We start from the raw sequence: 12,762 nt of genomic DNA, 5'->3' as shown, positions 1-12,762 counted from the left end.
AACGCTGTACCGGCAGAAAACGCCGCATCCCGTTACATTGCGGGAATGTCCTTGAGCCCTCCCAAGCTTTCCATGTTCCAGGTGCTGGCCTGCGGTGCCGCCATCGTGACCCTGTCCATGGGCATACGCCACGGCTTCGGCCTGTGGCTGCAACCCATCACCCAGGCCATGGGCTGGACGCGCGAGTCGTTCGCGCTGGCGCTCGCCATCCAGAACATTGCCTGGGGCCTGGTGGGCGTGTTCGCGGGCATGGCGGCGGACCGCTTCGGCGCCTTCCGCGTGCTCGTCGTCGGCGCCATCCTCTACGGGCTGGGGCTGGTGGGCATGGCACTGTCACCCACCACGCTGCTGTTCGCCCTGACCACCGGCCTGCTCATCGGCGCGGCGCAGGCGGGCACCACCTACGCCGTGATCTACGGCGTGCTGGGGCGCCAGATCGCCCCGGAAAAACGCTCCTGGGCCATGGGCGTGGCGGCCGCGGCGGGCTCGTTCGGCCAGTTCCTCATGGTGCCGGTCGAGGGTTTCCTGATCTCCAGCCTGGGCTGGCAGGACGCGCTGCTGGCGCTGTCGCTCCTGGTGCTGCTGATCGTCCCGCTGGCGCTGGGCCTGCGCGAGCCGGGCTTCCGGGGCGCAGCACCCGCGCAGCGCAGCCAGACCGTGGGCCAGGCGCTGGCCGAGGCCGTGCGCACGCCCAGCTTTGGGCTGCTGACGGTGGGCTACTTCGTCTGCGGCTTCCAGGTGGTGTTCATTGCGGTGCACATGCCCAGCTACATCAAGGACCTGGGCCTCTCGCCCCAGGTGGCGAGCTTCTCGCTGGCGCTGATCGGGCTGTTCAACGTGTTCGGCACCTACATCGCGGGCTCGCTGGGCCAGCGCATGCCGCGCCGCTTCATCCTGGCCTTCATCTATATGGCGCGCTCGGTGGTCATCGTGGTCTTCCTGCTGGTGCCGATCTCGCCGATGTCGGTGTACGTGTTCTCGGCCGTGATGGGCATGCTGTGGCTCTCCACCGTGCCGCCCACCAACGCCACCATCGCGCAGATTTTCGGCGTGCAGCACCTGTCCATGCTCGGCGGCCTGGTGTTCTTCAGCCACCAGATCGGCAGCTTCATGGGCGTGTGGCTGGGCGGCGTGCTGTACGACCGCACCGGCAGCTACGACATCGTCTGGTACATCTCCATCGGCCTGGGCGTGCTGGCCTGCCTGGTCAACCTGCCCGTGCGCGAGCAGCCGCTGCAGCGCACGGCCCCCCAACCTGCCTGATCCGGCCATGGACTCCACCACGCCCCCCACCCTCCGCCCCTGGCGCCGCTGGCTGGGCTGGGCGCTGGTGCTGCTCGCGCTGCTGGCGGTGCTCCTGCTCTACCGCGACCCCGGCTTCATGCTCATGCTGGCAGACCAGGTGTGGGCCTGTTTTTAGACAAAATCGGCCTCCAGCGCTTATTCATCAAGCGCAAAAAGCTATGAATTTTATAGCAACCCCCTTCCCCGCGCGAGGCCCGGACGCCCCTTCCGAATGGGTGCGCCGCTGGTCGCACCTGGTGCCGTCCGGTGCGCCGGTGCTCGACGTGGCCTGCGGCGCAGGCCGGCACCTGCGCTGGTTCCAGGCACTGGGCCATCCCGTGACGGGCATCGACCGCGACCCGCTGGCCGTGCAGGCGGCGGCCCAGGCCGGCGAAGCCATCGAAGCCGACATCGAGAACGGCCCCTGGCCCCTGGCGGGCCGCACATTTGGCGCCGTGGTGGTAACCCACTACCTCTGGCGCCCCCTGCTACCCGCCATCGTGCAGTGCGTGGCGCCGGGCGGCGTGCTGCTCTACGAAACCTTTGCCCAGGGCAACGAGACCGTGGGCCGGCCCGCGCGGCCCAATTTCCTGCTGCGCCCGGGCGAGTTGCTCGGCGCCTGCGCCGGCCTGCGCGTGGTGGCCTACGAGGACGGCTTCCTCGACGACCCCGCGCGCTTCGTGCAGCGCATCGCCGGCGTGCGCGTGCCGACGGACGGGCCGTCGCCGGCACGCCATCCACTGCGTGCACTCTCCTAGTTAGAATGCTCTTTTACCGTTCAACACTGCGGACATGACCTCTCCCACCGCCCCCCTTACCGGCAGCATCGTCGCCCTCGTCACGCCCATGCATGCAGACGGCAGCGTGGACTACCCCACGTTGCGCAAACTGATCGACTGGCACATCGCTGAAGGCACCGACTGCATCGGAGTGGTGGGCACCACGGGCGAATCGCCCACGGTGAACGTGGAGGAGCACTGCGAGATCATTCGCGTGGCTGTGGAGCAGGCCGCCAAGCGCGTGCCCATCATGGCCGGCTGCGGCGCCAATTCGACGGCCGAGGCGATCGAGCTGGCCAAGTTCGCCAAGAAGGTCGGCGCAGACAGCCAGTTGCAGGTGGTGCCCTACTACAACAAGCCCACGCAAGAGGGCCAGTACCAGCACTTCAAGGCGATTGCCGAAGCCACGGGCGACCTGCCCATCGTGCTGTACAACGTGCCCGGCCGCTCGGTGGCCGATATGCTGCACGACACCGTGCTGCGCCTGGCGCAGGTGCCCGGCATCATCGGCATCAAGGAAGCCACGGGCAACATCGAGCGTGCACAGTGGCTGATCCGCGATGTGCCCAAGGGCTTTGCCGTGTATTCGGGCGACGACCCGACCGCCGTGGCACTGATGCTGTGCGGCGGTCAGGGCAACATCAGCGTGACGGCCAACGTGGCCCCGCGCCTGATGCACGAACTGTGCATGGCCGCCATCGCCGGTGACATCAAGCGCGCCATGGAAATCCAGTTCCGCCTCATGCCCGTGCACAAGCACTTGTTCGTCGAGGCCAACCCCATTCCCGTGAAGTGGGCCATGGCCCGCATGGGCCTGTGCGGCGGCACACTGCGCCTGCCCATGACGCCCTTGAGCCAAGGCAACGAAGCCGTCGTCGAGGGCGCGCTGCGCGCCGCCGGCCTGCTGTAATTCATCCGCTGCGTTCAGCGTTTCAAGAGGATTAGCCGCGTGAACAACTCCGCACGACTGGGCCTGCTCGGCCTGACCATCGCCCTGGGCGCCTGCTCGGTGCTGGAAGGCGACAAGATCGACTACAAGAGCGCCTCCAAGGGCTCCACGCTCGAAGTGCCGCCCGATCTCAAGACGCTGTCACGTGACACGCGCTACACCGTGCCCGGTGGCGTGGTCTCGGCCAACGCCATGCAAGCCAACCAGGCGGCGCAGCCGTCGGGGGCGCAAACCGCACTGTCCTCCCTGGGTGACGTGCGCATCGAGCGCAACGGCAACCAGCGCTGGCTGGTGGTCAACCGCCCGGCCGATCAACTTTGGGACCCGGTGCGCGAGTTCTGGCTGGAAAACGGCTTCACCCTGGCGCTGGATCAGTCCAACATCGGCATCATGGAAACCGACTGGGCCGAGAACCGCGCCAAGATTCCGCAGGACTTCATCCGCAATACCCTGGGCAGGGTGCTCGATTCGCTCTACTCCACCGGCGAGCGTGACAAGTTCCGCACCCGCCTGGAGCGCAACGCCCAGGGCGGCACCGAGATTTACGTCAGCCACCGGGGCATGCAGGAGGTGTTCAACACCAGCACCAAGGAAACCACCGTGTGGCAGCCCCGTGCGGCCGACCCCGAGCTGGAAGCCGAATTCCTGCGCCGTCTGCTGGTCAAGCTCGGCGTCAGCCAGGAGCAGGCCAAGGCCGTGGCGGCTACACCGGCAGCACGTGCGTCGTCTTCCCGCGTTGGCAATGTGGGCGGCGTGCCCGTGGTGCAGATCGACGAAGGCTTTGACCGTGCCTGGCGCCGCGTGGGCCTGGCGCTGGATCGCACCGGCTTCACCGTGGAAGACCGCGACCGCAGCCAGGGCCTGTACTTCGTGCGCTACGTGGCGCCCAAGGGCGACAAGAAGGAGCCGGGCTTCCTGGGCAAGCTGATGAGCTTTGCCTCGTCGGAGAAGGCCGTGCCACCGCTCAAGTACCGCATTGTGGTGCGCAGCCAGGGCGAGGCCACCACCGTTTCCGTGCTCAACGCCGCAGGCGCTCCCGAATCATCGGCCAATGCCGAAAGCATCGTGCGCGTGCTGGCGGAAGACCTGAAGTGAAACACTCCCCTGAGGCCCTGCGGGCCTTCCCCCCGCTCTCGCAGCGCTATGCGCTGCGGGCAGGGGGGCGCCACCAGTGCGGCGGGGCGGCCCTTGCACGGTGGCCGCTGGCCTGGGGCGCACCGGTTTCATGCGTCGCGGTTAGTGCACGCACCATGAAAAACTGAAATAAGACCCTGTGCGCCGCAGCCCAGGAGGCGGCCGTGCCCTTGGCGGGCAGTTCAGGCGAAGGCCAGACGCGATCCGCGATCGTGTTCGCAGGCCTGCATGCGCCCCACCACAGCGGCCTGGGCAAACCCGCTGGATTGAAAGGCCTGCAGCACGGCGGGCGCTGCACTGGCGGCGCAACTCACCAGCAGGCCACCGCTGGTTTGCGGATCGGTGCACAAGGTACGTTGCCATTCAGGCGCGTCGGCGGGCCAGTCCACATCGCTGCCATAGGCGGCCCAATTGCGACCCGAGGCCCCCGTCGCCACACCCTCGCGGGCCCATTGCACTGCGCTGCCGATCAGCGGCAGGCTTGCCAGCTCCACCTGGGCCGACAGGCCCGAACCACGGCAAATCTCCAGCAAATGGCCTGCCAGGCCGAAGCCGGTCACATCGGTCATGGCATGCACACCGTCCATCTGCCCCAGCGCAGCGCCCACGCGGTTGAGCTGTGTGGTGTGGCGCAGCATTTCGGCGTAGCCCGCGCCGCCGAGCTGGCCCTTCTTGAGCGCCGCCGACAACACCCCCACCCCCAGCGGCTTGCCCAGCACCAGCACGTCACCGGCCTGCGCATCGGCGTTGCGCCGCACGCGGTCGGGGTGCACCAGGCCCAGGCCGACCAGGCCGTAAATGGGCTCGAGCACATCGATGGAATGCCCGCCCGCAATGGGAATGCCTGCCTCGCGGCAGACGGAAGCGCCGCCTTCGAGCACACGGCCGATGACCTCGGGGGCGAGCTTGGCAATGGGCATGCCGACCAGCGCCAGCGCCAGGATGGGCGTGCCGCCCATGGCGTAGATGTCGGACAGCGCGTTGGTCGCAGCAATGCGGCCAAAGTCGTAGGGATCGTCAACGATGGGGGTAAAAAAATCGGTGGTTGCCACCAGCGCCTGGGTGGCATTGAGGCGGTACACCGCGGCGTCATCGGCGGTTTCAGTGCCCACCATCAGCTCGGGCGGTACCAGGCCCTGGGGTGCGCGGGCCAGGATCTCACGCAACAGGCCGGGCGCAATCTTGCAGCCACAGCCGCCCCCGTGGGCAAACTGGGTAAGCTTGGGGGATTCTTCAAAGGGTGTGGCTGCATCCATCATGGAGCGGATTGTGCCAGCCATGGTTTCCATCCATCCGTTTCCGCATGCTCCTGCAGGAGTTCTTTCCATGAGCCCACGCGGCCCTGTCAGCGTACTTGAACGCCACACTTTTGACACCCTGATCGACGTGCGCTCGCCCGCCGAATATGCGCTGGACCACATTCCCGGCGCCATCAACTGCCCCGCGCTGGACAATGAGGAGCGCCACATCGTTGGCACGCTGTACAAGCAGCAAGGTGCCTTTGAGGCACGGCGCGTGGGAGGCGCCATGGTGGCGGCCAATATCGCGCGCCACTTGCGCGAGCGCTTTGCCGACCAGCCCGCGTCCTGGCGACCGCTGGTGTACTGCTGGCGCGGCGGTATGCGCAGCAGTTCGGTGGTGCAGTGGCTGCGCTTGGTGGGCTGGGACGCCCAGCAACTTGCAGGCGGCTACAAGGCCTGGCGCCGACATGCGATCACGCTGCTGGAAACGATTTGCCCGCAATTGCCGCTGCGCGTGCTGTGCGGCCCCACGGGCAGCGCCAAGACACGCATCTTGCATGCACTGGCCAGGCAGGGAGCGCAGGTCATCGACCTGGAAGGCTGCGCACGGCACCGGGGCTCAGTGCTGGGCACGCTGCCGGGCGTAACCCAGCCCTCGCAAACGGCCTTTGAAACCCTGCTGGCCCAACAGGTGGAAGGGCTGGACACCAGCCGCCCGGTTTACGTGGAGGCCGAGAGCAGCCGCATCGGCCGCCTGACGGTGCCAATGCCGCTGATCCGCCACCTGCGCGCCAGCCCTTGCATTGAGATCCAGGCCGGCACCAGCGAACGGCTGGCCTTCCTGCTGCGCGACTACGCCCACTTGGGTGATGACCGTGCCGCACTGGTGCAGACACTGGGCACGATGCGCGAACTGCATGGCCAGCAGGTCATCGATCGCTGGCAGGCCTGGGCTGCCGAAGGCGCGCTGCAACCGTTGTTCGCCGAGCTGATGGCCTTGCACTACGACCCGCTGTACGCACGCTCGCAAAGCACCCATCTGTACCAATGGGCGCAGCGCCAACCGGTGCAGGCGGAGAACCTCACGGACGAGGGCATCGCCAGAGTGGCCCAGGACATCCTGGTCTTGCCATGAAACACCGGCACCCAGGCGACTGGCAAGAATCCAAAGGAAAAATGCCTCCAGCGCAATATCGACGGGCGCTGGAAGCTATGTTTTTGATAGCAAACGCTTACTGGCGGATGAAGTCGATCATGATCGCGCCGGGTTCCCGCTGCAGGTACTCGATGCGCACGCCGTTGCCGTAGCGCATCTGCATCTGGTGCAGCAGCGGCAGCGGGTCGTGGTCGTTCATGAACCGCATGGTTTCGCCGGGGTTCAGGGCGTCCAGCGCACCAAAAATCGCGGCATGGCGAAAGCGCTTGGCGACACCACGGGCGTCAAACGGGTAGATCGCTTCAGGGGTGGAATGGTCGTGCATGGTTAAAGATTCACAAAAAATGAATCTTAAGTATAAACCGGTTTGCTCAACCCACCATGCGCTCGGGCACCACCCATTGGTCGAACTGCTGTGCAGTGACAAAGCCCGTGGCAATGGCCGCCTCGCGCAGGCTGGTGCCCTCCTGGTGCGCCTTCTTGGCAATGGCGGCCGCCTTGTCGTAGCCGATGTGGGGGTTGAGCGCCGTCACCAACATCAGCGAGCGCTGCACCAGCTCGGCAATGCGTTCGCGCTGGGGTTCGATGCCCACGGCACAGTGGTCGTTGAAGCTCACCATGCCATCAGCCAACAGGCGCACGCTTTGCAGGAAGTTGTGCGCCACCATGGGCCGGAACACGTTCAGCTCGAAATTGCCCGATGCCCCGCCCATGTTGATGGCCACATCGTTGCCCATCACCTGGCAGCACAGCATGGTCAGCGCTTCGCACTGCGTGGGGTTGACCTTGCCGGGCATGATGGACGAGCCGGGCTCGTTCTCGGGGATGGTGATTTCGCCGATGCCGCTGCGTGGCCCACTGGCCAACCAGCGCACATCGTTGGCCACCTTCATCAGGCTGGCTGCCAGGGTCTTGAGCACGCCATGGGCGTGCACCAGGGCATCGCAGGCGGCCAGGGCCTCGAACTTGTTGGGCGCCGTGACAAAGGGCAGCCCGGTGCGCTGCGCCAGTTCGAGCGCCACGCCCTCGGCAAAACCCTTGGGCGCGTTCAGGCCCGTGCCCACGGCCGTGCCGCCCAGTGCCAGTTCGCACAAGTGCGGCAGCGCGGCACGCACATGTTTTTCTCCCTGGGCCAGTTGCGCCACCCAGCCCGAGATTTCCTGGCCCAGCGTCAGCGGGGTGGCGTCCTGCAGGTGGGTGCGGCCGATCTTGACGATGCCGTCGAAATCGCGGGCCTTGCGCTCCAGCGTGCCGCGCAGCAGGGCCATGGCAGGCAGCAGGCGCTGCGTCAGCGCATCCACCGCTGCCACATGCATGGCGGTGGGGAACACGTCGTTGCTGGACTGGCTGCGGTTCACATCATCGTTGGGATGCACCTTGCGGCCCTCGCCGCGCTCGCCGCCCAGCAGCTCGCTGGCGCGGTTGGCCAGCACCTCGTTGACGTTCATGTGGGTCTGCGTGCCCGAGCCGGTCTGCCACACCACCAGCGGAAACTCCTGCGCGTGCAGGCCGTCGATCACCTCCTGCGCAGCGGCCACGATGGCATCGGTCTTGTCGCGCGCCATCAGGCCCAGCGCATGGTTGACCGTGGCCGATGCCTGCTTCACCAACGCCAGCGCCCGAAGGATCTCCTGCGGCTGGCGCTCGCCGGAAATGGCGAAATGGAGCAAGGAGCGCTGCGTCTGCGCCCCCCAAAGCCGGTGCGCGGGCACCTCGATGGGGCCCAAGGTATCGCGTTCGGTACGGAAGTTCATGGCAGACCTCGCAATGAAACCATCGACAGCCGAGTGCCCCCTGCCACCCCACCTGCACCGGGCAAGGGTCGCGTCAGCGGGCAGCGGCGATAATTGGCGGGTTTCCCCACACTCCACCGCAGAGTATCGCCCCACCATGACCACCATCCGCCAAGAAGACCTGATCGAGTCCATCGCCGCTGCGCTGCAGTACATCAGCTACTACCACCCGGCCGACTACATCCAGCATCTGGCCCGCGCCTATGAACGCGAGCAGAGCCCTGCCGCCAAGGACGCCATGGCGCAGATCCTGACCAACAGCAAGATGAGCGCCTACGGCCACCGCCCCATCTGCCAGGACACGGGCATCGTCAACGTCTTCCTCAAGGTGGGCATGAACGTGCGCTGGGAAGGCTTCACCGGCAGCCTGGAAGACGCCATCAATGAAGGCGTGCGCCGTGGCTACAACCACCCCGACAACATGCTGCGCGCCTCTGTCGTGGCCGACCCCCTGTTCGCACGCAAGAACACCAAGGACAACACGCCCGCCGTCATCTTCTCCGAGATCGTGGCCGGCGACACACTGGACATCACGGTCGCGGCCAAGGGCGGCGGCAGCGAGAACAAGTCCAAGATGATCATGATGAACCCCAGCGACAACCTGGTGGACTGGGTGCTCAAGACCGTGCCCACCATGGGCGCTGGCTGGTGCCCACCGGGCATGCTGGGCATCGGCATCGGCGGCACGGCAGAAAAGGCTGTCCTGCTGGCCAAGGAAAGCCTGATGGACGACCTGGACATGTACGAGCTGCAGGCCAAGAACGCTCGGGGCGAGAAGCTCACCCAGGTGGAAGAGCTGCGCCTGGAACTGTTCGAGAAGGTCAATGCCCTGGGCATCGGCGCGCAGGGCCTGGGGGGCCTGACCACCGTGCTGGACGTGAAGATCAAGATGTACCCCACGCACGCCGCCAGCAAGCCTGTGGCCATGATCCCCAACTGCGCGGCCACGCGCCACGCCCATTTCGTGATGGACGGCTCCGGCCCGGTCTATATGGACCCACCCAGCCTGGACCTGTGGCCCAAGGTGGACTGGGAACCCAACACCGAGACCAGCAAGCGCGTGGACCTCAACACGCTCACCAAGGAAGAGGTCGCAAGCTGGAAGCCGGGCCAGACCCTGCTGCTCAACGGCAAGATGCTCACCGGCCGCGACGCGGCGCACAAGCGCATCCAGGACATGCTGGCCAAGGGCGAGAAGCTGCCCGTGGACTTCACCAACCGCGTGATCTACTACGTCGGCCCCGTCGATCCGGTCGGTGACGAAGTTGTTGGCCCAGCAGGCCCGACCACCGCCACGCGCATGGACAAGTTCACCGACATGATGCTGGCCCAGACCGGCCTGATCGCCATGGTCGGCAAGGCCGAGCGCGGCCCCACCGCGATCGAGGCCATCAAGAAGCACCAGAGCGCCTACCTGATGGCCGTGGGCGGCGCCGCCTACCTGGTCTCCAAGGCCATCAAGGGTGCCAAGGTGGTGGGCTTTGCCGATCTGGGCATGGAGGCCATCTACGAATTTGACGTGGTGGACATGCCCGTGACCGTGGCTGTGGACGCCGGTGGCACCAGCGCCCACATCACCGGCCCGGCCGAGTGGCAAAAGCGCATCGCCACGGGCGAATTCAAGGGCATCAGCGTCAACGCGGGCTGACTACACCAGCGCTCTCTGCCGCACGCATGAACGACACAGCGCAGCAGCCCATCGGCGTGTTCGACAGTGGTGTCGGCGGCCTGAGCGTGCTGCAGGCGCTGCGTGCCGAACTGCCGCACGAGCGCTTCGTGTACCTGGCCGACAGCGGCCATGCCCCCTACGGTGAGCGCGGCGACGCCTATGTGGCTGCGCGCACCCATGCCATCAGCGACTTTCTTTGCGCGCAGCACCACATCAAGGCGCTGGTGGTGGCCTGCAACACGGCCACGGCTGCCGCCATCCACGAAGCACGGGTGCGCCACCCGCAGCTACCCCTGGTAGGCGTCGAGCCTGCACTCAAGCCCGCCGTGGCAGCCACACGCACTGGCCATGTGGGGGTGATCGGCACGCGCGGCACGCTGGGCAGCGCCAAGTTTGCCCGGCTCCTGGCCTCGCTGGAAGGACAGGCGCGCTTCACCATCCAGCCCTGTGACGGGCTGGCCCATGCCATCGAACGCAGCACCGCCCACCCACCTACGGCTACGCAGGATGCTACAGAAATAAGAGCACTTTGCGCCCAGTACACGGGCGCCATGGGCCCATTTGGTACAGAAGAAGGCGCGATCGATACGCTGGTGCTCGGCTGCACCCACTATGTATTTGCGCAGGACATCCTGCGCGACCTGCTGGGCCCTGACGTGGCCCTGATCGCCACAGGCGAGCCCGTGGCACGCCAGACCCGGCGCCTGCTGCAAACAGCCCATGCCCTGGCCTGCCAGGAAACGCCCCTCGGCGCAGACGCGGTCACTGTGTTCACCACCGGCGCCCTGGAGCCGCTGCAGAACGCCGTGGGCCGCTGGCTGCAGTTGCCTGCGCGGTGCTGTTCTACAGTGGATTTGTAGTCAGGCGTCCCAGAGCCGCTCGCCAGACGACTCCATGTGGGTCAGGTAGAGACGGACATCGAGCTCGTACTGGTGGTAGTGCGGCTCCATGTGCTGGCACAGTTGGTAGAAGGCCTTGTCGTGCTCGCGTTCGCGAAGGTGTGCCAGCTCATGCACCACGATCATGCGCAGAAACTCTTCGGGCGCCTGCTTGAAGAGGGCGGCAATCCGGATCTCGTGCCGAGCGGCAAGTTTGCGCCCCTGGACCCGTGCGACGGTGCTGTGCAGCCCCAGCGCATGGCGCACCACGTGGATCTTGTTGTCAAACACCACCTTGTTGACCGCATCTGCGTTGCGCAGGTGCTGGCTCTTGAGATCCATGGCGTACTGGTACAGCGCCTTGTCGGTGCGCACCGCATGGGCCTGTGGGTATCTGCGCAACAGCAACGGACCCAGAGCGGCCGGGTCCTGGGCCAGCAGCGTGGACACCTGATCTCTGATGCCTGCCGGGTAGGAAGAGAGGTACGCCAGCCCGGAAAGCGCATGCAGCGCGCCTGTCATCGGACGCCGAGTCAATGCAGATGGCGCGGCCGGCGACCTCCGCCGCCGCCGCCGTGCCCGCCTGCCGGCCCACCGGGGCCGCGCGGGGGCTTGCCAATCTCCAGCGAGTTGACCAGGGCATCGAAGCGCTGCGAGAAGAGCTTGTCGATCTCTGCCACCACGCCGCCGAGTTCGGAGCCGTCGAAATGCCGCTCCATCATGTTCACGACATCCTGCACCAACAGGTCACGCTGCACCTGCATGATGGCGGCAGGCGTGGGACCCACGAAGAGCATCATGAAGTCATCGCGGGCCTCGGCATCGTCGTCCGCCTCGTCTTCATCGAACTCGGTGTCGTAGAAGGTGATTTCAATGGCAGCGCCCTGCTCTGCCAGATCGTTCAGCCCCATGCACATGTCGTCCAGCGACTGACGGAAGTCCTCATCGCCCCGCACCGTCCAGCACATCTGCAGGGTGTGGGCCTTGGCATCGAACTGGATGCCCGGCTCCTCTTCGTAGGCACTGGCGGCGCCATCGGCCAGCGAACGCGCACCCGCATATTTCCACAGGGGTTTGAGGGCATCCTGCAACTGATCGTAGTCCACACCAGGACGCAGTTGCACCTGGCCGTGCACGTGGATTTCGAAGGGAGCGTTGTAATGTGGCATGTTCAGTTTCAGTGGTGGTGCCCCGAGCCGGGGTCGAACCGGCACGCCCCTTTTCAGGAAGCGGCGGATTTTAAGTCCGCAGTGTCTACCAATTTCACCATCGGGGCGAGTCGCTCCAGGGCGTGCGCTCATGCGCAGCGTACCCCTTGCCCACCATGCGCGCAATGCCCATCAGGCCGCGCACGGCACCAGGCCCTGCAAATGCAAAAGGGAAGCCGAAGCTTCCCTTTTTGAACTGGAGCGGGAAAAGAGTCTCGAACTCTCGACCTCAACCTTGGCAAGGTTGCGCTCTACCAACTGAGCTATTCCCGCATGGTGCCTGTTCAATCTGACGATCAGATCAAGGCTGGCAAGCCTCGCATTATAGCGCAATTTTCAGCGCTATCCAGAACTTTGGATGCATGCCGTGCAAAACACGGCCAGCCACCGAGGTTCTGGAGGCGCGGTCCGGAGTCGAACCGGACTAACCGGATTTGCAATCCGGGGCATAACCGCTTTGCTACCGCGCCAAACCTTCGCTTCGACAAAAAAGGGAAGCGGCTGCTTCCCTTTTTCGCGGAATCTGGAGCGGGAAAAGAGTCTCGAACTCTCGACCTCAACCTTGGCAAGGTTGCGCTCTACCAACTGAGCTATTCCCGCATTGTTTGCAGCCTTACATTCTACAACGCTTGTCTGCAATAAACGCATTGTAGCGCATTTTTTGAGGGGAC

General features: G+C 65.6%; 13 protein-coding genes and 4 tRNA genes. 8 read left to right on the top strand and 9 right to left on the bottom strand.

Features of this window, described 5'->3' with window-relative positions:
- Window positions 1–45 precede the first annotated feature (45 nt).
- From MJ602_RS13960 to bamC, 5 genes are read left to right on the top strand one after another with little or no spacing between them, the layout of a single operon-like run.
- Entirely contained in the window at window positions 46–1,263 is a 1,218-nt protein-coding gene (locus MJ602_RS13960) for an MFS transporter (RefSeq protein WP_243021426.1), read from the top strand.
- 7 nt (window positions 1,264–1,270) lie between these two features.
- Window positions 1,271–1,420, top strand: coding sequence for a hypothetical protein (locus MJ602_RS13955; protein WP_197904980.1), 150 nt, complete (start codon window positions 1,271–1,273; stop codon window positions 1,418–1,420).
- A 43-nt stretch (window positions 1,421–1,463) separates the two neighbouring features.
- Complete coding sequence (locus MJ602_RS13950; protein ID WP_243021425.1) at window positions 1,464–2,042, top strand: class I SAM-dependent methyltransferase; 579 nt, start codon at window positions 1,464–1,466, stop codon at window positions 2,040–2,042.
- Between the two features lie 34 nt (window positions 2,043–2,076).
- Window positions 2,077–2,973, top strand: coding sequence for a 4-hydroxy-tetrahydrodipicolinate synthase (gene dapA, locus MJ602_RS13945; protein ID WP_243021423.1), 897 nt, complete (start codon window positions 2,077–2,079; stop codon window positions 2,971–2,973).
- A 39-nt stretch (window positions 2,974–3,012) separates the two neighbouring features.
- Window positions 3,013–4,107 (top strand): outer membrane protein assembly factor BamC, encoded by a 1,095-nt coding sequence (gene bamC, locus MJ602_RS13940; protein WP_243021422.1) that lies wholly within the window; start codon window positions 3,013–3,015, stop codon window positions 4,105–4,107.
- A 221-nt stretch (window positions 4,108–4,328) separates the two neighbouring features.
- Here the strand turns inward: bamC and selD are convergent, their stop codons facing one another.
- Window positions 4,329–5,426, bottom strand: a complete 1,098-nt coding sequence (gene selD, locus MJ602_RS13935; RefSeq protein WP_243021421.1) for a selenide, water dikinase SelD — start codon at window positions 5,424–5,426, stop codon at window positions 4,329–4,331.
- 46 nt (window positions 5,427–5,472) lie between these two features.
- Here selD and mnmH point away from each other — a divergent pair, with 46 nt between their 5' ends.
- On the top strand, window positions 5,473–6,522 hold the full coding sequence (gene mnmH / locus MJ602_RS13930) for a tRNA 2-selenouridine(34) synthase MnmH (RefSeq protein WP_243021419.1): 1,050 nt from the start codon (window positions 5,473–5,475) through the stop codon (window positions 6,520–6,522).
- A 97-nt stretch (window positions 6,523–6,619) separates the two neighbouring features.
- Here mnmH and MJ602_RS13925 read toward each other — a convergent pair whose 3' ends face one another.
- Window positions 6,620–6,868, bottom strand: a complete 249-nt coding sequence (locus MJ602_RS13925) for a DUF2249 domain-containing protein (protein WP_162015667.1) — start codon at window positions 6,866–6,868, stop codon at window positions 6,620–6,622.
- Between the two features lie 46 nt (window positions 6,869–6,914).
- Entirely contained in the window at window positions 6,915–8,297 is a 1,383-nt protein-coding gene (gene fumC / locus MJ602_RS13920; RefSeq protein ID WP_243021418.1) for a class II fumarate hydratase, read from the bottom strand.
- Window positions 8,298–8,433: 136 nt separating this feature from the next.
- Between fumC and MJ602_RS13915 the strand changes: the two genes are divergently transcribed.
- Window positions 8,434–9,984: a fumarate hydratase gene (locus tag MJ602_RS13915; protein ID WP_243021417.1), complete on the top strand. Its 1,551-nt coding sequence runs from the start codon at window positions 8,434–8,436 to the stop codon at window positions 9,982–9,984.
- 26 nt (window positions 9,985–10,010) lie between these two features.
- Entirely contained in the window at window positions 10,011–10,865 is an 855-nt protein-coding gene (gene murI / locus MJ602_RS13910; RefSeq protein ID WP_243021415.1) for a glutamate racemase, read from the top strand.
- On the opposite strand, the gene MJ602_RS13905 is transcribed toward murI, so the two are convergent.
- The 6 genes from MJ602_RS13905 to MJ602_RS13880 all read right to left on the bottom strand — a co-directional run bounded on the left by MJ602_RS13905 (window position 10,866) and on the right by MJ602_RS13880 (window position 12,691).
- On the bottom strand, window positions 10,866–11,405 hold the full coding sequence (locus tag MJ602_RS13905) for a M48 family metallopeptidase (RefSeq protein ID WP_243021413.1): 540 nt from the start codon (window positions 11,403–11,405) through the stop codon (window positions 10,866–10,868).
- A gap of 11 nt (window positions 11,406–11,416) precedes the next feature.
- Window positions 11,417–12,052 (bottom strand): DUF6806 family protein, encoded by a 636-nt coding sequence (locus MJ602_RS13900; protein WP_162015662.1) that lies wholly within the window; start codon window positions 12,050–12,052, stop codon window positions 11,417–11,419.
- A gap of 15 nt (window positions 12,053–12,067) precedes the next feature.
- Window positions 12,068–12,159: transfer RNA gene (locus MJ602_RS13895), tRNA-Leu, on the bottom strand.
- Window positions 12,160–12,288: 129 nt separating this feature from the next.
- Window positions 12,289–12,364 (bottom strand) — tRNA-Gly (locus MJ602_RS13890).
- 123 nt (window positions 12,365–12,487) lie between these two features.
- Window positions 12,488–12,561: transfer RNA gene (locus tag MJ602_RS13885), tRNA-Cys, on the bottom strand.
- A gap of 54 nt (window positions 12,562–12,615) precedes the next feature.
- Window positions 12,616–12,691, bottom strand: a tRNA-Gly gene (locus MJ602_RS13880).
- Window positions 12,692–12,762 lie beyond the last annotated feature (71 nt).

The sequence above is a fragment of the Simplicispira sedimenti genome (assembly GCF_022760965.1).
Taxonomy (GTDB): Bacteria; Pseudomonadota; Gammaproteobacteria; order Burkholderiales; family Burkholderiaceae_C; genus Simplicispira; species Simplicispira sedimenti.
This window is presented reverse-complemented; position numbering and strand designations above follow the sequence as displayed.

What these genes read in the sequence shown, in the direction of transcription:
- MJ602_RS13955 (WP_197904980.1), top strand. Translation starts at nt 1,271, where the DNA reads ATGGACTCCACCACGCCCCCCACCCTCCGCCCCTGGCGCCGCTGGCTG.
- mnmH (WP_243021419.1), top strand. Translation starts at nt 5,473, where the DNA reads ATGAGCCCACGCGGCCCTGTCAGCGTACTTGAACGCCACACTTTTGAC.
- MJ602_RS13905 (WP_243021413.1), bottom strand. Translation starts at nt 11,405, where the DNA reads ATGACAGGCGCGCTGCATGCGCTTTCCGGGCTGGCGTACCTCTCTTCC.
- dapA (WP_243021423.1), top strand. Translation starts at nt 2,077, where the DNA reads ATGACCTCTCCCACCGCCCCCCTTACCGGCAGCATCGTCGCCCTCGTC.
- MJ602_RS13915 (WP_243021417.1), top strand. Translation starts at nt 8,434, where the DNA reads ATGACCACCATCCGCCAAGAAGACCTGATCGAGTCCATCGCCGCTGCG.
- MJ602_RS13950 (WP_243021425.1), top strand. Translation starts at nt 1,464, where the DNA reads ATGAATTTTATAGCAACCCCCTTCCCCGCGCGAGGCCCGGACGCCCCT.
- selD (WP_243021421.1), bottom strand. Translation starts at nt 5,426, where the DNA reads ATGGCTGGCACAATCCGCTCCATGATGGATGCAGCCACACCCTTTGAA.
- MJ602_RS13900 (WP_162015662.1), bottom strand. Translation starts at nt 12,052, where the DNA reads ATGCCACATTACAACGCTCCCTTCGAAATCCACGTGCACGGCCAGGTG.
- murI (WP_243021415.1), top strand. Translation starts at nt 10,011, where the DNA reads ATGAACGACACAGCGCAGCAGCCCATCGGCGTGTTCGACAGTGGTGTC.
- fumC (WP_243021418.1), bottom strand. Translation starts at nt 8,297, where the DNA reads ATGAACTTCCGTACCGAACGCGATACCTTGGGCCCCATCGAGGTGCCC.
- MJ602_RS13960 (WP_243021426.1), top strand. Translation starts at nt 46, where the DNA reads ATGTCCTTGAGCCCTCCCAAGCTTTCCATGTTCCAGGTGCTGGCCTGC.
- MJ602_RS13925 (WP_162015667.1), bottom strand. Translation starts at nt 6,868, where the DNA reads ATGCACGACCATTCCACCCCTGAAGCGATCTACCCGTTTGACGCCCGT.